This window comes from Stutzerimonas chloritidismutans AW-1 (genome assembly GCF_000495915.1).
GTDB lineage: Bacteria > Pseudomonadota > Gammaproteobacteria > Pseudomonadales > Pseudomonadaceae > Stutzerimonas > Stutzerimonas chloritidismutans.
Window position 1 is genome coordinate 20,184 of sequence record NZ_AOFQ01000046.1, and the last position, 20,633, is coordinate 40,816.

Here is a 20,633-nt window from a genome sequence, read left to right on the forward strand (position 1 = left end):
CGACAGCGCGCCAGCGCCGCTGATCGGTGCTGCCTGCTACCGCCTGTCGGTTGGCTCGGGAACATTTGCGCTGCGCTCGGGACAAAGGGGCTGACCGGGTAACGCTTGCACGCGCGAGCGACGCCTGTCGTGGCGGCCGGCAAACAACAAGGACGATCGGAGCGCGGTGCGCGACCGATCCGGCAGTACCGGCATGCACCGCTTGCGTGCGCCCCTTTTATCAGTCACTGCCGTTACTCGTCAGGAGCAGACCATGCATCCCACCGGCTCTTTCCACACCCGGGAGAATAATTTCGACTTCCTGCGCTTCTTCGCTGCGGCGCTGGTGCTGTTCGCCCACAGCTATCCGCTGGTTGGCCGCCGTGGAGATGAACCCCTGACGTTGCTCACCGGCTACGAAAAGGGCGGCTCGATCGCCGTTGGCATCTTCTTCGTGATGAGCGGTTATTTGATTGCCTCGTCCTGGCTGGCCAGCAGTAGCCCGAAAAGCTTCCTGATCAAGCGGGCGCTGCGCATCTTTCCGGCGTTGATCGTCGCGGTATTGCTCTCGGTGTTTGTCATTGGGCCGCTGGTCACCCATCTGACCCTCGGCCAGTATCTCGCGGCCGACGGCACCTGGACCTACCTGCAGAACATCCTCTTGGTGACACGCTACGAGCTGCCCGGCGTATTCACCGGCAACGTCTACCCCGACGTGGTCAATGGCTCGCTGTGGACGTTGCCGCTGGAAGTGCTGATGTACATCGGCGTGATGATTCTCGGGCTGACCGGTTTCCTCAAGCGCCGGCTGATCTTCCTGCCGATTGCCGTGCTCGCCGTCGGGCATTTCTGGCTGCTGGGCAAGCTGGGTATCGAGTCCTACTTCATCAAGAACATCTTCAAACTGGGGCTGCTGTACTACAGCGGCTCGGCACTGTTCCTCTATCGCGACGATATCCCCTGGCGCGGCTGGATCGCGGCATTGTTGTTCGCCGCGCTGGTGGCAACCTTCCGTACCGACATCGGCCCGCTGGTTTACTTCATCGCACTGCCGTATCTGGTGCTCTATCTGGCCTACGCGCCGCTGCCGCTGATCTCGCGTTTCGGCAAGTACGGCGATTTCTCCTATGGCCTGTACATCTACGCCTTCCCGTTCCAGCAGCTGACCATCTACCTGTTCGGTCCGCAGGTCGGCGTGCTCGGCCTGACGCTGATCGCTTTCGTGCCGACGCTGATCCTCGCCGCACTGTCCTGGCACCTGATCGAAGCGCCGGCGATGAAGCTCAAGCGTCTGTTTGCTTCGCCACCGCAGCCGGGGCGGGCGACGCCGAAGGTCGAAGGCTGATTTGGACTGGTACAAAAAAGGAACCCGCCACTTGGCGGGTTCTTTGTTTTAGAGCTTGGGCGCGCCGAGTCTTGGCCGCGAAGTGAAGTCTTTCACCTCATGACTCGGCGCACCTGCAGATCACGGTAAGCGGCTGTTGGATCGCCCTGTACCTCCAGACGCCCTGCGGCAGCCAGTACGCGGGCGCGCCAGTAGAGGAAGAAATCCGTGGGAAAGAAGCCGTCGCAATGGCCCATGGCCTCGGCCATCGCACGCGCCAGCGGAGCGAATTCGTCGGGGCTGGCAGCGACCAGCGCCGCGTCGATCAGCCGATAGTCTTCGCCCCGAAACGCCCCCTCGAACCAGCGGCGAATGTCATGCGAGCTGGCGCACTGCTCGTGCCAGACCGCAGCGAGTTCAGCCTGGCGAGACGCGGGAACCGCCTGTGGGCTGTATAGCGCCGCCAGTGCCTCGGGCGAATGCAGGGACACCGCCTTGCGCTGGCCGGCGCGGCTGTCTCCGGTGCCGCAAGCGACTTCGTGCAACCCGCAGCTGGAGCCCTGCAGCAGCGCGGCGATGCGAGCCAGCAGCAGCTGTTCGGATGCGCTGTCGCCGTGCCAGACCGTTACGGCTGCAGCCTGTTTGGCGAGGTTGGCTAGCCAGAGTGCATCAGCCGCCAGCTCATCGGCGAACACCGGGCGTGGCGCCACCTCTGCGGGCCAGATCTGCTCCCAGAATTCGGCGCGAGCAGCGCAAGGCGCACGGTCCACGTCATTCAGCGGTCCGACAGCCAGGTCGTCGCGCAACACTCGCACCTGTGCCTCGGGCTCGAGCCTGGCCAGCAGCGCACGTACGCTGTCGCCGGCCAGGTCGCCGCAGGTCAGGTGCAGCACAGTGGCTACTCGGGCTTCTTCAACTTCGGATTAGGAAAGAACTGCACCGACTGCACCTGCGGGTTGGCCGGCTTGGGCTGGACCTTGTTCACCCGCGTGCCCAGCTCCATCGGTACCGACTGGCCCTGGGCGTTGAGGGTGTCGGCGTAGCCGCAGTCGATGCATTCGCGGTGCGGCACACCGTCGACGTCCCACATCTTGATGCAGTCCGTACCGCTGCACGCGGGGCACACGGCCCCGGCGATGAAGCGCTTGGTGGTGACACGGGTTACTTCGTCGTTCATGCCGCGGCCTCCGCTACCAGCCCGAGGTGGCGCAGCAGGGCGTCGATGGACGGCTCGCGGCCTCGGAAATCGACGAACAGTACCATCGGCTCCTGGGAGCCGCCACGGGCCAGGATCGCCTCGCGGAAGGCGCGCCCGGTTTCGGAGTTGAACACGCCTTCTTCCTCGAAGCGCGAGAAGGCATCGGACGACAGCACCTCGGCCCACTTGTAGCTGTAGTAACCGGCCGCGTAACCGCCAGAGAAGATGTGCGCGAAGCTGTTGGGGAAGCGGTTGTAGGCCGGTGGGCGCATCACCGAGACCTCGTCGCGGATGTGCTCGAGCACCTGCAGCACGCTGCGACCGTCGCCGTGGGTGGCGTGCAGTTCGAAGTCGAACAGGGAGAACTCCAGCTGGCGCGCCATCATCATGCCGGACTGGAAGTTCTTCGCCGCCAGCATCATGTCCAGTTTGTCCTGCGGCAGGCGCTCGCCGGTCTGGTAGTGGCCGGAGATGTGCGCCAGGCCTTCGGGGTCCCAGCACCAGTTCTCCATGAACTGGCTCGGCAGCTCCACGGCATCCCAGGCCACGCCGTTGATGCCTGAGGCACCGGCGTGCTCGACCTGGGTCAGCAGGTGGTGCAGGCCATGGCCGAACTCGTGGAATAGCGTGGTGACTTCGTCGTGGGTCAAGAGCGCAGGGCGCTCGCCCACCGGCGGGGTGAAGTTGCAGACCAGATTGGCCACCGGCGTCTGCAGCGTGCCAGCGGCAGTGCGGCGCTTGTCGCGTGCGCCATCCATCCAGGCGCCGCCGCGCTTGTTCGGCCGCGCATAGAGATCGAAGAAGAAGCGCCCGACGTGCTGGCCGTTCTCGGTGATCTCGAACAGGCGCACTTCCGGATGCCAGCCGTCGAAGCCCTCCAGCTCGTGAATCTCGATGCCGTACAGGCGCTGGACGATACAGAACAGCCCGGACAGCACCTTGTCGATCGGAAAGTAGGCGCGCAGTTCTTCCTGGTTCAGGCTGTAGCGCTGCTGGCGCAGCTTCTCGGCGTAGTAGCCGAGGTCCCAGCTCTGCAGATCGTCCAGACCCTGCTCGGCGGCGAAGGCGCGCAGTTCGGCCAGGTCACGCTCGGCGAACGGCTTGCTGCGTACCGCCAGGTCGCGCAGGAAGCTCAGCACCTGTCCGGTGGATTCGGCCATCTTGGTCGCCAGCGACAGTTCGGCGAAGTTGCCGTAGCCGAGCAGCCCGGCCAGCTCATGGCGCAGCTCGAGGATCTCGGCCATTACCGGACCGTTGTCGAACTGCCCGGCGTTCGGGCCCTGGTCCGAGGCGCGGGTGCAGTAGGCGGTGTAGACCTCCTCGCGCAGGTCGCGGTTGTCGGCGTAGGTCATCACCGCGTAGTAGCTGGGGAATTCCAGGGTGATCAGCCAGCCGTCGAGGCCCTTGGCCTTGGCCGCCTCGGCCATCTGCGCCTTGGCCGAGTCGGTGATGCCGGCCAGCAGGCTTTCGTCGGTGATGTGGCGGGTCCAGGCCTGGGTCGCGTCCAGCAGCTGGTTGGAAAACTTGCTGCCGAGCTCGGCGAGCTTCATCTGGATGGCACCGAAGCGCTGCTGCTCCACCGGCGGCAGGTCGATACCGGACAGGCGGAAGTCGCGCAGCGAATGCTCGAGGATGGTCTTTTGCGCCACTTCGAAGCCAGCCGCCGCGGGGTTTGCAGCCAGTGCCTGGTACGCTTCGAACAGGTCGCGGTTCTGTCCGAGTTCGGTGTAGTAGGCCGATAGCTTGGGCAGGCAGGCCTCATAGGCGGTGCGCAATTCCGGGCTGTTGCACACGGAATTGAGATGACCGACCGGCCCCCAGGCCCGCGCGAGGCGATCGTTCAGCTCGTCGAGGCCGACCACCAGGGTCTGCCAGTCGAGGCTCTCGGCCGGGCGGCTGAGCAGTTCCTGGATCGCCACGCGGTTGTCACCGAGGATGGTGTCGATGGCCGGCTCGACGTGCTCCGGGCGAATCTCGGAGTAGGGCGGCAGGTCGAATTCTTGCAGCAGGGGATTGTTCGCGCTCACGGGGACACCTTGTGACGAAAGGGATTGCAGGCCGCTCACTGGAGCGAGGCTGGACAGGCCAGCGCGCAGGCAGATGTCCTAGATGGACGCGCTGCCGCGCTTTTTCAACGCCGGGCGACGAAACGCGCCCCCGGGCAAGCAGCCGGTAGTTAACTCTGACCACGCCAGGCGGCATGCTGCTCAGCTCTGGTTTAACGCGGCGATGCCGGCCATCTTAATTACAATCGGCCCTCCCCGCAGCCAAAGAGGTTTCTATCGTGGCGATACGCAGCTACCACAACAGCACTCCACAACTGGGCGAGCGCGTGTTCGTCGACGACTCCGCGGTGGTCATCGGCGATGTCGAGATCGGCGCCGACAGCTCGGTCTGGCCGCTGACGGTGATCCGCGGCGACATGCACCGCATCCGCATCGGCGCACGCTCGAGCATCCAGGACGGCAGCGTGCTGCACATTACCCACGCCGGGCCGTACAACCCGGATGGCTTCCCGCTGACCATCGGCGACGAAGTCACCGTCGGCCACAAGGTCACCCTGCACGGCTGCACCCTGGGCAATCGCATCCTGGTCGGTATGGGCTCGATCGTGATGGACGGCGCGGTGGTCGAGGATGAAGTGATTATCGGCGCCGGCAGCCTGGTGCCGCCGGGCAAGACGTTGGAAAGCGGCTATCTCTACGTTGGCAGCCCGGTAAAGCAGGCCCGTCCGCTGACCGAAAAGGAGCGCAGCTTCTTCAGTTACACCGCCGGCAACTACGTGAAGCTCAAGGACCAGCACCTCGCCGAGCGCGGCTGATCCTGCTCACTTGGCGAACAGCTGACTCATGTCCTTGAACGCCTTGAACTCCAGCGCATTGCCGCAGGGGTCGAGCAGGAACATGGTCGCCTGTTCGCCGACCTGGCCCTGGAAGCGCACGTAGGGCTCGATGACGAAGCGCGTGCCGCGCGCCTTCAGCCGCTCGGCCAGTGCTTCCCATTGATCCCAGCCAAGCACCACGCCGAAATGCGGCACCGGCACGTCGTGGCCGTCCACCGGGTTGCTGTGGGCCGCCTCCTGATGCGGCATCTTCGGCGCTTCGTGGATCACCAGCTGGTGGCCGAAGAAATCGAAATCCACCCAGTGTTCGCTGCTGCGACCCTCGGCGCAGCCGAACGCCTCGCCGTAGAAGGTGCGGGCGGCGGCCAGATCGTGGACGGGAATGGCAAGGTGGAAGGGCGAAAGCGTCATAGATGGCACTCCTGAGCATGGGACGCTTCGAGTCTAGAGCCTTTTTCCACCGATCGGCCTACGCTCAGCAGAACGGAGACGAAAGGAGGGACGTCGATGCGAGCCATGTTGCTGGAACAGATTGGCCAGCCGTTGCAGCTGCGCGAGCTGCCGGAGCCGCAACCGGGGCCCGGTGAGCTGCGGGTAAAAGTGCTGGCCTGCGGCGTGTGCCGCACCGACCTGCACGTGGTGGATGGCGAATTGCCGGAGGTGCCGCTGCCGATCATCCCGGGTCACGAGATTGTCGGCCGCGTCGATGCGCTGGGCGAAGGCGTCAGCGGCTTCGAACTGGGCCAGCGGGTCGGCATTCCCTGGCTCGGGCATACCTGCGGCACCTGCGGCTATTGCCAGCACGCCGAGGAAAACCTCTGCGACGCGCCGCAGTTCACTGGTTACACCCGGCCCGGCGGCTATGCCGAATACGTGGTGGCCGACGCGCGCTTCGCCTTCGACCTCGGCGAAGAGGGCGACGCCGTGGCGCTGGCGCCACTGCTCTGTGCCGGGCTGATCGGCTGGCGTTCGCTGGTCAAGGCTGGTGATGGCAAGCGCCTCGGGCTGTACGGCTTCGGCGCCGCGGCGCATATCGTCATGCAGGTGGCGCGCTGGCAGGGGCGGGACGTGTATGCCTTCAGCCGCCCGGGCGATGTGGCCGCGCAGGACTTCGCCCGTTCACTGGGTGCGCTCTGGGCCGGTGATTCCAGCCAGGCGCCGCCTGTACCGCTGGATGCCGCGATCATCTACGCACCGGCCGGCGAGCTGGTGCCGGCCGCATTGCGCGCCGTGCGCAAGGGCGGCCGGGTGGTCTGCGCTGGCATCCACATGAGCGACATCCCGAGCTTTCCCTACGACATCCTCTGGCAGGAGCGCGAGCTGGTTTCGGTGGCCAACCTGACCCGTCAGGACGGCCTGGACTTCTTCCCGGTCGCCGCGCAGGTCGGCATCCATACCGAAACCCATGCCTACCCTTTGGAACAGGCCAACCAGGCGCTGGACGATCTGCGCCATGGGCGGTTCCAGGGCGCGGCAGTGCTGGTGCCGTGAAGAGCATGCTGCGCGAACCATTTCGTGGGCCCCCGTCCTGATATGGCTTGGTCGTAGGGTGGATCGCGCTTTATCGATCCACGGGGTGGCCTCCACCGAGTGGCCATCGCTGAGCGGCGCCGCGGTGGATGTAAAAGGCGACATCCACCCTACGGCCAAAAACGAAAAACCCCGCCGAGGCGGGGTTCGCTCAGGACAGCGCGGTCACGGTCAGAAGGCTGGAACGACGGCACCCTTGTACTTTTCCTCGATGAACTTGCGCACTTCCTCGCTGTGCAGCGCGGCGGCCAGTTTCTGCATGGCGTCGCTGTCCTTGTTGTCTGGACGGGCAACCAGGATGTTCACGTAGGGCGAGTCGCTGCCTTCGATGACCAGGGCGTCCTGGGTCGGGTTCAGCTTGGCTTCCAGCGCATAGTTGGTGTTGATCAGCGCCAGGTCGACCTGGGTCAGCACGCGCGGCAGGGTCGCGGCTTCCAGTTCACGCACCTTGATGTTCTTCGGGTTCTCGGCGATGTCCTTCGGAGTGGCGGTGATGCCGGCGCCGTCCTTCAGCGTGATCACGCCGGCCTTGGCCAGCAGCAGCAGGGCGCGACCGCCGTTGGTGGCGTCGTTGGGGATGACCACGGTGGCGCCGCTGGGCAGCTCGTCCAGCGACTTGACCTTGCTCGAGTAGGCACCGAAGGGCTCGATGTGCACGCCGGCGACGCTGACCAGATCGGTGCCCTTACCCTTGTTGAATTCATCCAGGTACGGCTGGTGCTGGAAGAAGTTGGCGTCCAGACGCTTCTCGGCGACCTGGATGTTCGGCTGCACGTAGTCGGTGAACACCTTGACGTTCAGCTCCACGCCTTGCTCGGCCAGCTGCGGCTTGACGAACTCCAGCAGCTCGGCGTGCGGCACGGCGGTGGCGGCCACGGTCAGGGTTTCGGCGGCCTGTGCGGAAAATGCCGCGACGGTGGCCAGGGCGGCAATCAGTTTTTTCATCGTTCGGTTCCTTCGTAGGTAGATCAGGGTGCGAAGTTCGCTCGCCCTAGCAAGCCGTCGAAAAACTAGCTGCGTTGGCAATACTGCGTTAAAAACAGGCTCGTTACACTCACCCTTCGGGCCAGCCTTCGGCTGTTACTCCCGCTGGTCGTTGCGCCTTGTCTTGCCTGCCTCGCCTACGTTTTTTCAACGGCCTGCTGATGGTTCATTTGCGCGAAAAATGGGTGACCAGCCTGTCGCCGACGCTTTGCAGCACTTGCACCAGCACCAGCAGCAGGACCACGGTGACGACCATCACGTCGGTCTGGAAGCGCTGGTAGCCGAAGCGGATGGCCAGGTCACCGAGGCCGCCGGCCCCCACCACACCGGCCATTGCGGTGTAGGACACCAGGGTGATGGCGGTGACGGTAATGGCGGCGATGATGCCCGGACGCGCTTCCGGCAGCAATGCGCTGAAGATGATCTGCCGCGTCGTTGCGCCCATCGCCTGGGTCGCCTCGATGATGCCGCGGTCCACCTCGCGCAGCGCGGTTTCTACCAGGCGCGCGAAGAACGGCGCAGCGCCCACCACCAGCGGCGGGATGGCGCCAGCCACGCCCAGCGAGGTGCCGGTGATCAGCACGGTGAAGGGGATCATCACGATCAGCAGGATGATGAACGGCAGCGAGCGCAATACGTTGACCACGAATGACAGCGCGGCATACAGCGGCGCGTTTTCGAACAGCTGGCGCGGACCGCAGAGAAACAGCAGCACGCCCAGCGGCAGGCCAAGCAGGATGGTGAACAGCAGCGAGCCGCCGAGCATTAGCAGGGTGTCCAGCGTCGCCAGCCAGATCTCGTACCAGTCGACATTCCCTAACAAGGAGCTGAAAAGGGCTTCCATCAGCGCAATACCTCCACGTGCACGTCAGCGGCCTGCAGTTGTGCCATTGCCGCTGCCATGTCACCGCCGATCAGCGCCAGCGTGAGCTGGCCGTAGGGGGTGTCCTTGATGCGATCGATGCGCCCGGACAGGATGCTGTAGTCGACCCCGGTTTCACGGGCGACCGTGCCCAGCAGCGGCTTGTAGGTGGCGTCGCCCTGGAAGGTCAGGCGCAGGATGCGGCCCGGCACATGAGCGAAATCGTCGTGCAGCTCGCTTTCATCCATCGCCTCGTCTTCCAGCACGAAGCGCTGGGTAGTCGGGTGCTTGGGATGCAGGAACACTTCGGTGACCGGCCCCTGTTCGACGATGGCACCGGCATCCATCACCGCGACGCGGTCGCAGACGCGGCGGATGACGTCCATCTCGTGGGTGATCAGCACGATCGTCAGCTTCAGTTCGCGATTGATCTCGGCCAGCAGCTGCAGCACCGAGGCGGTGGTCTGCGGATCGAGGGCGCTGGTCGCCTCGTCGCAGAGCAGGATGCTCGGCTCGGTGGCCAGCGCGCGGGCTATACCGACGCGCTGCTTCTGGCCACCGGAGAGCTGCGCCGGGTACTTGCGCGCGTGCTCCTTGAGGCCGACGCGGTCGAGCAGGGCGGCGACGCGGGCGTCGATCTCGCTGCGCGAGCGAATGCCGGCCAGGCGCAACGGCATGGCGACGTTGTCGGCCACGGTCTTGGACATCAGCAGGTTGAAGTGCTGGAAGATCATGCCGACGCGCTGGCGGAAGCGCCGCAGGCCGTCGGCATCCAGCGCGGTGACGTCTTCGCCGTTGACCAGGATGCGTCCGCCGGAGGGCTCCTCGAGGCGGTTGATCAGACGCAGCAGCGTGCTCTTGCCGGCGCCGGAGTGGCCGATCAGACCGAAGACTTCACCGGAGGCGATCTCCAGCTGCGTCGGCTGCAGGGCAGGGACGTCTCTGCCGCCGGTCCGATAGGTTTTGTGGACTTGATGGAATTCGATCACGGGCGAACCTTGTGGGTGCGGCGTTCGTTGCCGGGATATTCGGCGAAAGCCGGGCATTCTACCCGTTTGCCGGTCGGGTCGCTCGAATGTGCCCATTCGATTGACTGAATATATCGCTGCCATAGGCAATGCAAATCGTCGCAGCCGGCAACCTTGCAGCCGTTGCCGGGGTCACTAACCGGTACGCCGTGAATTGATCACGCATCTGGCCAGCCCCCGGCCCGATCGTTCGCGGTTCAGCTAACCGGCTAACCGAGGCCCATCATGACGCACAAGACCCCCAAACAGAGCGAGCTCGCCGGCACCGATACCGTCGACCGCGCCAATCACAACGCCAAGCTCGATCAGCTGGAAGAGTTTCGCAGCGACGCCACCGGCGAGGCGCTGCGCACCAATCAGGGCGTGAAGATCGCCGACAACCAGAACACCCTCAAGGCCGGCGACCGTGGGCCCTCGCTGCTCGAAGATTTCATCATGCGCGAGAAGATCACCCACTTCGACCATGAGCGCATCCCCGAGCGCATCGTGCATGCCCGCGGTGCCGCGGCGCACGGCGTGTTCCAGAGCTACGCCGATCACAGCTGGCTGACCAAGGCCTCGTTCCTTTCCGCCGAAGGCAAGGAAACCCCGGTCTTCACGCGCTTCTCCACCGTGCAGGGTTCGCGCGGCTCGGCGGACACCGTGCGCGACGTGCGCGGCTTCGCCACCAAGTTCTACACCGACGAGGGCAACTTCGACCTGGTCGGCAACAACATGCCGGTGTTCTTCATTCAGGACGCGATCAAGTTTCCGGACTTCGTGCATGCGGTGAAACCCGAGCCGCACAACGAGATCCCGCAGGCGCAGTCGGCTCACGACAGCTTCTGGGATTTCGTCTCGCTGACGCCGGAGTCGGCACACATGGTGCTCTGGACCATGTCCGACCGCGCCCTGCCGCGCAGCTACCGGGCGATGGAAGGCTTCGGCGTGCACACCTTCCGCCTGATCAACGCCGAGGGCGTCAGCCGCTTCGTCAAGTTCCACTGGAAACCGGTGGCCGGCGCCTTCTCGCTGGTCTGGGACGAAACGCTGAAGATCGCCGGCAAAGACCCGGACTTCAACCGCCGCGACATGTGGGAGTCCATCGAGATGGGCGACTACTTCGAGTGGGAGCTGGGCGTGCAGGTGGTGGAAGAGGCCGACGAGCACAAGTTCGATTTCGACCTGCTCGACCCGACCAAGATCATTCCCGAGGAGCTGGTGCCGGTGCAGAAGCTCGGCAAGATGACCCTCAACCGCAACCCGGACAACTTCTTCGCCGAAACCGAGCAGGCCGCCTTCCACATCGGCCACATCGTTCCGGGTATCGACTTCACCAATGACCCGCTGCTGCAGGGCCGGCTGTTCTCCTACACCGACACCCAGCTGCTGCGTCTCGGTGGGCCAAACTTCCACGAGATCCCGATCAACCGTCCGCTGTGCCCGTTCCACAACAATCAGCGCGACGCCTTCCATCGCCAGACGATCCACAAGGGCCGCGCCAACTACGAGCCCAACTCGATCGACAGTGGCTGGCCCAAGGAAACCCCGCCAGCAGCTCAGGGTGGTGGCTTCGAGAGCTATCCGGAGCGGGTCGAGGGTCACAAGATCCGCAACCGCAGCGAATCCTTCGGCGACCACTTCTCCCAGGCCACGCTGTTCTGGAACAGCATGAGTGCGCCGGAGAAGGAACACATCGTCGGCGCCTATACGTTCGAGCTGGGCAAAGTCGAGCGTGTGTTCATCCGCGAGCGCCAGGTCAATGAGATCCTCGCCAATATCGACCTGGAGCTGGCCCGCCGTGTCGCCGAGAACCTGGGTCTGCCGGCGCCGAGCGCACCGACGGTGACGCCGAAGACGCCAACCCCGCAGGATTCGCCGGCGCTGAGCCTGATGAACCATGCACCGGGCAACATCAAGTCGCGCAAGGTCGCCATCCTGGTAGCCAACGGCGTCGATGGTGCGGCGATCGATGCGTTCAAGGCCAAGCTGGCCGCGGAGGGCGCGCTGGCAAAGATCATCGGTCCGTCACCGGCGCCGGTAAAAACGGCGGACGGCAAGATGCTGCCGGTCGACGCCGCGATGGATGGCATGCCCTCGGTGATGTTCGACGCCGTGTTCGTCCCCGGCGGCGCCGATGCGGCTGCGGCAATGGCCAAGTCCGGCGAGGCCAAGCATTACGTGCTGGAAGCCTACAAGCACCTGAAACCTATCGTCATGCTCGGCGCCGCGCGTCCGCTGCTGGCGACCCTGGGCCTGCAACCCGACAGCGGCCTGCTGGAAGGTGACGATGTGGATGGTGTGTTTGGCAACTTCGCCCAGGCGCTTGGCCAGCATCGCGTCTGGGCCCGCGAGGCCACCGCGGAGGCCATCCCCGCCTGAGGTTTGCGCGAGGTTCGAGCGAGCACCAGCCCGCTCGAACCTGGCGGCGAGCCATCGACACAGAACGCCGGCGCATACCGGCGTTCTGCTTTTTTTACTTGGTTAACTCGCCGCAAAGGCCCGCAATAGACACAGGTCATGGTCTCGCTGATCTGGCTTGCCCATGCTGAAGGCGTCTGTCAGCGGATGGAGCCATACCATGAGCGATACCCCTAACGTAGCCCTTCGCCAAGGTCTGCTTGGCATCCCGATCGGTCTGTTGGTGGCCGTACTGGCGCTCATTGGCGTGCTGCTGATGCCACTGCCTGCCGACCTGCCCGTGGCCGGCCAGCGAGTGCTGGCGATCCTGGTGTTCGCGGTGGTGGTGTGGATCACCGAAGCGGTGTCCTATGAGGTCAGCGCGATCATGATCACCGCGCTGCTGGCGTTCCTCATCGGTACGGCGCCTACGCTGGAAAACCCCGAGGTCGTCTACGGCACCTCAAAGGCGATCGGCATGGGGCTTTCCGGCTTCGCCAATCCGGCATTGGCGCTGGTAGCCGGAGCCCTGTTCATCGCTGCGGCGATGACCCTGACCGGGCTCGACCGGCGCATTGCGCTGATGACCCTATCCAGGGTCGGCACCAGTTCGCGGCATATCCTCGGCGGCACGCTGGTGGTCATCGTCCTGCTCAGCCTGGTGGTACCCAGCGCCACGGCGCGCGCCGCCTGCGTGGTGCCGATCATGCTCGGCATCATCACCGCGTTCGGCATCGACAAACGTTCCAACTTTGCCGCGGGCATGATGATCATCGTCGCCCAGGGCACCAGCATCTGGAACATCGGCATCCAGACCGCAGCGGCGCAGAACCTGCTGCTGGTGGGCTTCATGGACAAACTGCTGGGTGAGCGAGTCAGCTGGATCGACTGGCTCGTCGCCGGCGCACCCTGGGCCGTGCTGATGTCCTTCGTCCTGCTTTTCATCGTGCTCAAGCTACTGCCGCCCGAAACCGAGCGGATAGCCGGTGGCAAGGAAGCCGTGGCACGCTCGCTCGCCGAACTCGGACCGATGACGTCGGCGCAGAAGCGCCTGCTCGCCGTGTCCATCGGTCTACTGCTGTGCTGGGCCACCGAGGGCAAGCTGCACAGCTTCGACACCACCAGCACCACCTACGCGGGACTGGTGATCCTGATGCTGCCGCGCATCGGCGTGATGAACTGGAAGGAGGTTCAGGCGCGGGTGCCCTGGGGCACGGTGATCGTCTTCGGCGTCGGGATCAGCCTCGGCACGGTATTGCTCACGACTCAGGCCGGACAGTGGCTGGGCGCGCAGGTGGTCGCTCACACCGGGCTTGGCGTGGTGGGGCCGCTGGGGATCTTCGCCATTCTCGGCGCCTTTCTCATCGTGATCCATCTGGGCTTTGCCAGTGCCACGGCGCTGACCTCGGCGATGCTGCCGATCCTGATCTCGGTGTTGCTCAGCCTGCCAGGGGATTTCAGCCGGCTGGGGATGACCATGCTGCTTGGCTTTGTCGTCAGCTATGGCTTCATCCTGCCGATCAACGCGCCGCAGAACATGGTTTGCCTGGGCACCGAGACCTTCAGCGCGCAGCAATTCGCCAAGGTCGGCGTGCTGGTAACGCTGATCGGCTATCTGAGCATGTTGCTGTTCGCGATGACCTGGTGGCGCTGGCTGGGTTGGATCTGAGCAGCCCTACATTTCGGATCGACGCCTGGCAGCACTGATGCGCTAGGCGTTCTTGCCCGGTAGCGCCTCCAGCTCGCGCCAGTGCAGGAACAGGCGCAGATCGAACTCGATCTGCCCGTAGCCGGGTAGCATGTGTTCGCACAGCTTGTAGAAGGCACGGTTGTGCTCGCTCTCACGCAGATGGGCCAGTTCGTGCACCACGATCATCTGCAGGAATTCCGGTGCCGCCTCGCGAAACAGTGCGGCGACGCGGATCTCCTTTTTCGCCTTGAGCTTGCCGCCCTGCACCCGTGACACCGCGGTATGCAGACCCAGCGCGCGATGGGTCAGGTCGAGGCGATTGTCATAGAGCACCTTGTCGATCGGCGGCGTGCTTTTCAGGTAGTCCTGCTTGAGCGTCTGTACGTAGCCGTACAGTGCCTTGTCGCTCTGCACCTGATGGCGGCCGGGGTAGCGGCGCCGAAGATAGTCGCCCAGGCGCTGCTCGGCGATCAGCTGGCGCACCTGCGCCAGCAGCGGCTCCGGGTAACCGCGCAGGTACTTGAGATCGGTCATCAGGCGCGTTTCGGCCAGGCGAAGCTGAGCAGGAACAGCGCAGCGGCGCTGACCACGATGGAGGGCCCGGCGGGGGTGTCTTCGAACCAGGACAGCGTCAGACCCAGGCACACCGCGACGATACCCAGCAGGCTGGCGCCAAAGGCCATCTGCTCCGGCGTGCGCGCATGGCGTTGCGCTGCGGCCGCGGGAATGATCAGCAGCGAGGTGATCAGCAGCACGCCGACGATCTTCATCGCCACGGCGATCACCACGGCGATCAGCAGCATCAGCGCCAGGCGGATACCGGCCACCGGCAACCCTTCGACCTTGGCCAGCTCCTCGTGCACGGTGATCGCCAAGAGTGGCCGCCACAGCGGAATCAGCATCAGCAGCACCAGGGCGCTGCCGCCGATGATCCAGGCCAGGTCGCTCGGTCCCACGGCGAGCAGATCGCCGAACAGATAGCCCATCAGGTCGATGCGCACGTCATCCATGAAGCTCAGCGACACCAGGCCCAGCGACAGCGTGCTGTGGGCGAGGATGCCGAGCAGCGTGTCCGAGGCCAGCGGCTGGCGCTGCTGCAGGGTGACCAGCAAGAGCGCGAGCAGCACGCAGCCGACGGTCACCGCCAGGGTCAGGTTGACGTCGAGCATCAGCCCGAGGGCGACGCCGAACAGCGCGGCGTGGGACAGGGTGTCGCCGAAATAGGCCATGCGCCGCCAGACGACGAAAGAGCCGAGCGGGCCGGCGACCAGCGCCAGGGCGAGGCCGGCGAGCAGGGCGTTGAGAAGGAAATCGGGCATCGGAGGCTCTGTCTAGTGCTTGCAGTTCGGGCCGTGGACGTGGGGTTTGCCGGTCACCACGCTGCCGTGCAGGTCGTGGCTGTGATCGTGCTGGTGGTGGTAGATCGCCAGGCTGCGTGCGTCCTGGCCGAACAGCTCGACGAAGGCCGGGTCGCTGCTGACCTGCTCCGGATGCCCCGAGCAGCAGACGTGGCGATTGAGGCAGACCACCTGGTCGGTGGCGCTCATCACCAGATGCAGGTCGTGGGAAACCATCAGCACGCCGCAGCCGTAACGGTCGCGCAGTACGCCGATCAACCGGTACAGCTCGGCCTGGCCAGCCACGTCCACACCCTGTACGGGTTCATCCAGCACTAGCAGTTCCGGTTCGCGCAGCAGGGCGCGGGCGAGCAGCACACGCTGCATCTCGCCGCCGGAAATCTTCTGCAGCGGGCTGTCGATGACGTGTTCGGCACCGACTTCGCCCAGCGCCGCCAACGCACGGGCACGGTCGACGCCGGGCACCAGGCGCAAAAAGCGCAGCACCGACAAGGGCAGGGTGGGGTCCACGTGGAGCTTCTGCGGCATGTAGCCGACGCGCAGCTTCGGCTTGCGCCAGACCTGCCCGCGGTCGGGCTTGAGCAAGCCCAGCACGGCGCGGACCAGGGTGGTCTTGCCGGCCCCGTTGGGGCCGATCAGGGTGACGATCTCGCCGCGATGCACCTGCAGTTGCGCGCCTTCCAGCACGTTCTGGTTGGCGAAGCGCACGTGGATGTCATCCAGCCGCAGCAGCACCTCGCTCATGCGGCTTCCCGGCAGTTCGAGCAGAGGCCGACCACTTCCACGGTCTGCCCCTCGACGGCGAAGCCGACGCTGCCGGCGGCGCTGTCGATGGCCTCGGCAATGGCGCGTTGCTCGAGTTCGATGGCGGTGTGGCAGTGCCGGCAGATGAGGAACTGGCCCTGGTGCGGATGCTCCGGATGGTTACAGCCGATGAAGGCGTTGAGCGACGCGATGCGATGCACCAGGCCGTTCTCCAGCAGGAAATCCAGCGCGCGGTAGACGGTGGGCGGCGCGGCGCGGCGGCCATCCTGCTCGCTCAGTACGGCGAGGATGTCGTAGGCGCCGAGCGGCCTGTGGCTTTGCCAGACCAGCTCCAGCACACGCTTGCGCAGGGCGGTCAGGCGTACGCCCTGGCGCGCGCAAAGGCTGTCGGCTTCGGCCAGCGCGTGGCTGACGCAATGGTCATGGTCGTGGGGCGTACAGGCCAGCGGGGTCTTGGACATGAGCGGCGACGTGTTGGGGTAGAGACGTTATTATGTACCAATTCCCCCCGTACGAGTGACGCCCGTGAATCGTCTTTTTTCCCTTCCCTTGCTCGCGGCGCTGGTTGCTGGCGCCGCGTCCGCCCACGCCGAAGTCCGCGTGCTGACCAGCATCAAGCCGCTGCAGCTGATCGCCGCGGCGGTTCAGGATGGCGTCGGTGAGCCTGACGTTCTGCTGCCGGCGAGCGCTTCGGCGCATCATTACTCGCTGCGACCGTCCGACGTACGGCGTATCCGCGATGCGCAGCTGTTCTACTGGATCGGCCCGGATCTGGAGAGCTTCCTGCCGCGCGCACTGAGCGCTCGCGAAGGTGCGACCGTGGCGGTGCAGGACCTGCCGAAGCTGACGCTGCGTCGTTTTGGTGATGCGCACGCGCACGACGAGGCTGAACATCACGATCACGACGATCACGACGATCACGACGGCCATGACCATGATGCTCACGAGCATGACGAAGCCGCACATGGCGAGACCACCCATGCCGACGAGCACGACCATGACCATCGGCCGGGCACGCTCGATGCGCACCTGTGGCTGCTGCCAGCCAACGCTCTGATCATCGCAGAACGCATGGCCGCTGACCTGGCCGCCGCCGACCCGGCCAACGCACAGCGCTACCAGGCCAACTCGGCGGCCTTCTCCCAGCGCATCGAGGCGCTCGACGCCCGCCTCAAGCAGCGCTTCAGCAAGGTGCAGAACAAGCCGTTCTTCGTTTTCCACGAGGCCTACGACTACTTCGAGGCGGCCTACGGCCTGCGCCATGCCGGCGTGTTCAGTGCCGGTGGCGAGTCGCAACCCGGCGCCCGGCATGTCGCGGCGATGCGCGAGCGGTTGCAGCAGGCCGGGCCGAGCTGCGTGTTCAGCGAACCACCGGCGCGTCCGCGCCTGGCCGAGACGCTGACCGCCGGCTTGCCGGTGAAGATGGCGGAGCTGGATGTGCTCGGTGTCGGCCTGGCGACCGATGCGCAGGGCTACGAAAAGTTGCTGGAAGGCCTCGGCGACACCCTGGCCGGCTGCCTGGAATCGCTCTGATCCAGCGCCCGGCCTGATCCGTCAGGTCGGGCCACGCCTCTCGGGGCGCTGCGTCAGCCGGCCTTGCGAATACCGTCGGCGAGCAACTCCATCATCTGGTCGATCTCGGCCTTCTCGACGATCAGCGCCGGCGACAGCGCAATGGTGTCGCCGCTGGCGCGTACCAGCAGGCCCTTCTCGAAACACTCCCGGAACACCTCGTAACCGCGCTTGCCGACGCCATCGACATGGGCAGCGAACTGGATACCCGCGACCAGCCCGACCGTGCGGATGTCGATCACGTTGGGCAGGTCCCTGAGGCTGAACAGTGCTTCCTGCCAGTAGGGCTCCAGGTCGATGGCCTTCTGGAACAGGTTTTCCTGCTGATAGATCTGCTGGGTCGCCAACGCCGCCGCGCAGGCCACCGGATGCCCGGAGTAGGTGTAGCCGTGGAAGAACTCGATGACGTTTTCCGGTCCCTTCATGAAGGCATCGAACAGGTGGTCGGCGACCAGCACCGCGCCCATGGGAATCGCGCCGTTGGTCAGGCCCTTGGCGCAGGTGAGGATGTCCGGCGTCACGCCCCAGCGCTGGGCGGCGAAGGCTTCGCCGACACGGCCGAAGCCGGTGATGACCTCATCGAAGATCAGCAGGATGCCGTGCTTGGCGGTGATCTCGCGCAGACGCTGCAGATAGCCCACCGGCGGCAGGATGACCCCGGCCGAGCCGGACATCGGCTCGACGATCACCGCGGCGATGTTCTCCGCGCCATGCAGCACCACCAGCCGCTCCAGTTCATCGGCGCGCTCCACGCCATGCTGCGGCAGGCCCTTGCTGAAGGCGTTGCGCTGCAGATCGAGGGTGTGCGGCAGGTGATCGACGCCCGGCAGCATCGGGCCGAAGGCGCGGCGGTTGTTGGCCATGCCGCCCACCGACATGCCGCCGAAACCGACGCCATGATAGGCCAGCTCGCGGCCGATCAGCCGCGTACGCGAGCCCTGACCGATGGCGCGCTGATAGGCGAGGGCGATCTTCAGCGCGGTATCCGCCGACTCCGATCCGGAGTTGGTGAAGAACACCCGGTTCAGTCCTTCGGGGCTGATGGCGGCGAGTTTCTCGGCCAGCTCGAAAGGTAGCGGATGGCCCATCTGAAAGGTCGGCGCGAAGTCCATCTTGGCGATCTGCTTGCTCACCGCTTCGCTGATCTCGCGTCGGCCATGGCCGGCATTGCAGCACCAGAGCCCGGCCGTGCCGTCGAGTACCTGGCGGCCGTCGCTCGCCGTGTAGTACATGCCTTCGGCACTCTCCAGCAGGCGCGGTGTGGCCTTGAACTGGCGGTTGGCGGTGAAGGGCATCCAGAAGTGATCAGGCGAGGCGTTGGGATGGAAATCCTGTGACATGGGGCTGGCTCCGGGTGGCGAGCGACTATGCTGCGACGGCGAGCCGCAGGGTTTTCATCGAGTCTATGTTTAATAAAACGAACAAAACAAGGCGATTGACCGGCCGTTCGTAAAAAATATTGATAGGGTCCGCACCGCTGGTTTAGGGTGCCTTTTCCATAGCCCGAAGACCTGACTAGAGAGGATGCACCATGCCCACCCTGACCCTCGCCGACTGGCAACAGCGTGCCCGCGACCTGCACATCGAAGGTCGCGCCTTTATCCAGGGTGAGTATTGCGCCGCGGTGGACGGCGGCCAGTTCGACTGCATCAGTCCGGTGGACGGGCGGGTGCTGGCGCAGGTCGCCAGCTGCGAGCAAGCCGACGCCGAGCGGGCGGTGGCCAGTGCCCGTGCCGCATTCGATGCCGGCAGCTGGTCGCGCCTGGCACCGGCCAAGCGCAAGGCGGTGCTGATCCGCTTTGCCGATCTGCTGGAAGACCACCGCGAGGAGCTGGCGCTGCTGGAGACCCTCGACATGGGCAAGCCGATCGGCGACTCGCTGGCGGTGGACATTCCCGGTGCGGCGCGGGCGCTGCGCTGGAGCGGCGAGGCGATCGACAAGATCTACGATGAGGTGGCGGCCACGCCCCACGACCAGCTGGGCCTGGTCACCCGCGAGCCGGTCGGTGTGGTGGCGGCCATCGTGCCGTGGAATTTCCCGCTGATGATGGCCTGCTGGAAGCTCGGCCCGGCGCTGGCCACCGGCAATTCGGTGGTGCTCAAGCCGTCCGAGAAGTCACCGCTGACCGCCATCCGCATCGCCCAGCTGGCGATCGACGCCGGCATTCCGGCCGGCGTGCTCAACGTCCTGCCGGGCTACGGCCACACCGTCGGCAAGGCGCTGGCGCTGCACATGGACGTCGATACCCTGGTCTTCACCGGCTCCACCCGCGTAGCCAAGCAGCTGATGATCTATGCCGGCGAGTCGAACATGAAGCGCGTCTGGCTGGAGGCGGGCGGCAAGAGCCCGAACATCGTCTTCGCCGACGCGCCCGATCTGCAGGCGGCAGCGCAAGCCGCGGCCGGCGCCATTGCTTTCAACCAGGGCGAGGTCTGCACCGCCGGCTCGCGGCTGCTGGTAGAGCGGTCGGTCAAGGAGCGCTTCCTGCCCATGGTGGTGGAGGCGCTCAAGGGCTGGAAGCCGGGCAACCCGCTGGACCCGGCGACCAACGTCGGCGCGTTGGTAGACACCCAGCAGCTCAACACCGTGCTCGGCTATATCGACGCCGGGCGTGAAGCGGGTGCGCAGGTGCTGATCGGCGGCCAGCGTACGCTGGAGGAAACCGGCGGGCTGTACGTCGAGCCGACCATCTTCGATGGCGTCGACAATGCGATGAAGATCGCTCAGGAGGAAATCTTCGGCCCGGTGCTGTCGGTGATCACCTTCGACAACGCCGAGGAAGCGGTGGCGATCGCCAACGACACGCCCTACGGCCTCGCCGCCGCCGTGTGGACCGCCGACCTGTCCAAGGCACACCGCACCGCGCGGGCGCTGCGCGCCGGCAGCGTGTGGGTCAATCAGTACGACGGCGGCGACATGACCGCGCCGTTCGGCGGCTTCAAGCAGTCCGGCAACGGTCGCGACAAGTCACTGCATGCCTTCGACAAGTACACCGAGCTGAAGGCGACCTGGATTCAGCTCTGACGGCATCCGTAGGGTGGATGTCGCCTTTTACATCCACCTTGTTGCACAGCCAGTGGATCGATGAAGCGTGATCCACCCTCCGGTTTTTTGAGCGTTC

At 65.3% G+C, this 20,633-nt stretch carries 19 protein-coding genes; 7 read left to right on the top strand and 12 right to left on the bottom strand.

Going from position 1 to position 20,633, the window contains the following annotated elements:
- The first annotated feature begins 253 nt into the window (after positions 1 to 253).
- Entirely contained in the window at positions 254 to 1,324 is a 1,071-nt protein-coding gene (locus tag F753_RS38905) for an acyltransferase family protein (protein ID WP_023445741.1), read from the top strand.
- Positions 1,325 to 1,416: 92 nt separating this feature from the next.
- Here F753_RS38905 and F753_RS38910 read toward each other — a convergent pair whose 3' ends face one another.
- Genes F753_RS38910 through prlC form a run of 3 tightly spaced genes read right to left on the bottom strand, consistent with a single transcriptional unit; the run spans position 1,417 to position 4,528 of the window.
- Positions 1,417 to 2,196 carry a DUF1835 domain-containing protein gene (locus F753_RS38910; RefSeq protein WP_023445742.1) on the bottom strand — a complete coding sequence of 260 codons (780 nt, stop codon included), beginning with the start codon at positions 2,194 to 2,196 and terminating at the stop codon, positions 1,417 to 1,419.
- Between the two features lie 5 nt (positions 2,197 to 2,201).
- Entirely contained in the window at positions 2,202 to 2,480 is a 279-nt protein-coding gene (locus F753_RS38915) for a YheV family putative zinc ribbon protein (protein ID WP_023445743.1), read from the bottom strand.
- Entirely contained in the window at positions 2,477 to 4,528 is a 2,052-nt protein-coding gene (gene prlC / locus F753_RS38920) for an oligopeptidase A (RefSeq protein WP_023445744.1), read from the bottom strand. The genes F753_RS38915 and prlC overlap by 4 nt, the downstream gene beginning before the upstream one ends.
- A 257-nt stretch (positions 4,529 to 4,785) precedes the next feature.
- Between prlC and F753_RS38925 the strand changes: the two genes are divergently transcribed.
- A complete protein-coding gene (locus F753_RS38925; RefSeq protein WP_023445745.1) occupies positions 4,786 to 5,322 on the top strand; it encodes a gamma carbonic anhydrase family protein in 537 nt (178 codons plus the stop codon).
- Between the two features lie 6 nt (positions 5,323 to 5,328).
- Here F753_RS38925 and F753_RS38930 read toward each other — a convergent pair whose 3' ends face one another.
- Positions 5,329 to 5,754: a VOC family protein gene (locus tag F753_RS38930; RefSeq protein ID WP_023445746.1), complete on the bottom strand. Its 426-nt coding sequence runs from the start codon at positions 5,752 to 5,754 to the stop codon at positions 5,329 to 5,331.
- 96 nt (positions 5,755 to 5,850) lie between these two features.
- Between F753_RS38930 and F753_RS38935 the strand changes: the two genes are divergently transcribed.
- Positions 5,851 to 6,834, top strand: coding sequence for a zinc-dependent alcohol dehydrogenase family protein (locus F753_RS38935; protein ID WP_023445747.1), 984 nt, complete (start codon positions 5,851 to 5,853; stop codon positions 6,832 to 6,834).
- 210 nt (positions 6,835 to 7,044) lie between these two features.
- On the opposite strand, the gene F753_RS38940 is transcribed toward F753_RS38935, so the two are convergent.
- The 3 genes from F753_RS38940 to F753_RS38950 all read right to left on the bottom strand — a co-directional run bounded on the left by F753_RS38940 (position 7,045) and on the right by F753_RS38950 (position 9,708).
- Positions 7,045 to 7,818, bottom strand: coding sequence for a MetQ/NlpA family ABC transporter substrate-binding protein (locus tag F753_RS38940; protein ID WP_023445748.1), 774 nt, complete (start codon positions 7,816 to 7,818; stop codon positions 7,045 to 7,047).
- Between the two features lie 205 nt (positions 7,819 to 8,023).
- The gene (locus F753_RS38945) at positions 8,024 to 8,701 is read right to left on the bottom strand and encodes a methionine ABC transporter permease (protein ID WP_014822197.1); all 678 of its coding nucleotides are present in this window, start codon (positions 8,699 to 8,701) and stop codon (positions 8,024 to 8,026) included.
- Positions 8,701 to 9,708 (bottom strand): methionine ABC transporter ATP-binding protein, encoded by a 1,008-nt coding sequence (locus F753_RS38950; protein WP_003303629.1) that lies wholly within the window; start codon positions 9,706 to 9,708, stop codon positions 8,701 to 8,703. Before F753_RS38950 ends, F753_RS38945 begins: the two co-directional genes overlap by 1 nt.
- Positions 9,709 to 9,972: 264 nt before the next feature.
- On the opposite strand from F753_RS38950, the gene katE reads away from it, so the two are divergent.
- Complete coding sequence (katE, locus tag F753_RS38955) at positions 9,973 to 12,108, top strand: catalase HPII (RefSeq protein ID WP_023445749.1); 2,136 nt, start codon at positions 9,973 to 9,975, stop codon at positions 12,106 to 12,108.
- Between the two features lie 199 nt (positions 12,109 to 12,307).
- Positions 12,308 to 13,795, top strand: a complete 1,488-nt coding sequence (locus tag F753_RS38960) for a DASS family sodium-coupled anion symporter (RefSeq protein WP_023445750.1) — start codon at positions 12,308 to 12,310, stop codon at positions 13,793 to 13,795.
- 42 nt (positions 13,796 to 13,837) lie between these two features.
- Here F753_RS38960 and F753_RS38965 read toward each other — a convergent pair whose 3' ends face one another.
- Genes F753_RS38965 through zur form a run of 4 tightly spaced genes read right to left on the bottom strand, consistent with a single transcriptional unit; the run spans position 13,838 to position 16,400 of the window.
- The gene (locus F753_RS38965) at positions 13,838 to 14,350 is read right to left on the bottom strand and encodes a M48 family metallopeptidase (RefSeq protein ID WP_023445751.1); all 513 of its coding nucleotides are present in this window, start codon (positions 14,348 to 14,350) and stop codon (positions 13,838 to 13,840) included.
- Complete coding sequence (znuB, locus tag F753_RS38970; RefSeq protein ID WP_023445752.1) at positions 14,350 to 15,135, bottom strand: zinc ABC transporter permease subunit ZnuB; 786 nt, start codon at positions 15,133 to 15,135, stop codon at positions 14,350 to 14,352. Before znuB ends, F753_RS38965 begins: the two co-directional genes overlap by 1 nt.
- Positions 15,136 to 15,147: 12 nt before the next feature.
- Positions 15,148 to 15,918 carry a zinc ABC transporter ATP-binding protein ZnuC gene (znuC, locus tag F753_RS38975; protein ID WP_023445753.1) on the bottom strand — a complete coding sequence of 257 codons (771 nt, stop codon included), beginning with the start codon at positions 15,916 to 15,918 and terminating at the stop codon, positions 15,148 to 15,150.
- Positions 15,915 to 16,400 (bottom strand): zinc uptake transcriptional repressor Zur, encoded by a 486-nt coding sequence (zur, locus tag F753_RS38980; RefSeq protein WP_014822191.1) that lies wholly within the window; start codon positions 16,398 to 16,400, stop codon positions 15,915 to 15,917. The genes znuC and zur overlap by 4 nt, the downstream gene beginning before the upstream one ends.
- A 64-nt stretch (positions 16,401 to 16,464) precedes the next feature.
- Here zur and F753_RS38985 point away from each other — a divergent pair, with 64 nt between their 5' ends.
- A complete protein-coding gene (locus tag F753_RS38985; protein ID WP_031297873.1) occupies positions 16,465 to 17,472 on the top strand; it encodes a zinc ABC transporter substrate-binding protein in 1,008 nt (335 codons plus the stop codon).
- A gap of 53 nt (positions 17,473 to 17,525) precedes the next feature.
- On the opposite strand, the gene aptA is transcribed toward F753_RS38985, so the two are convergent.
- Positions 17,526 to 18,851 (bottom strand): omega-aminotransferase AptA, encoded by a 1,326-nt coding sequence (gene aptA / locus F753_RS38990; protein ID WP_023445755.1) that lies wholly within the window; start codon positions 18,849 to 18,851, stop codon positions 17,526 to 17,528.
- A gap of 191 nt (positions 18,852 to 19,042) precedes the next feature.
- Here aptA and F753_RS38995 point away from each other — a divergent pair, with 191 nt between their 5' ends.
- On the top strand, positions 19,043 to 20,536 hold the full coding sequence (locus F753_RS38995) for an aldehyde dehydrogenase (protein WP_023445756.1): 1,494 nt from the start codon (positions 19,043 to 19,045) through the stop codon (positions 20,534 to 20,536).
- The last annotated feature ends 97 nt before the right edge of the window (positions 20,537 to 20,633 follow it).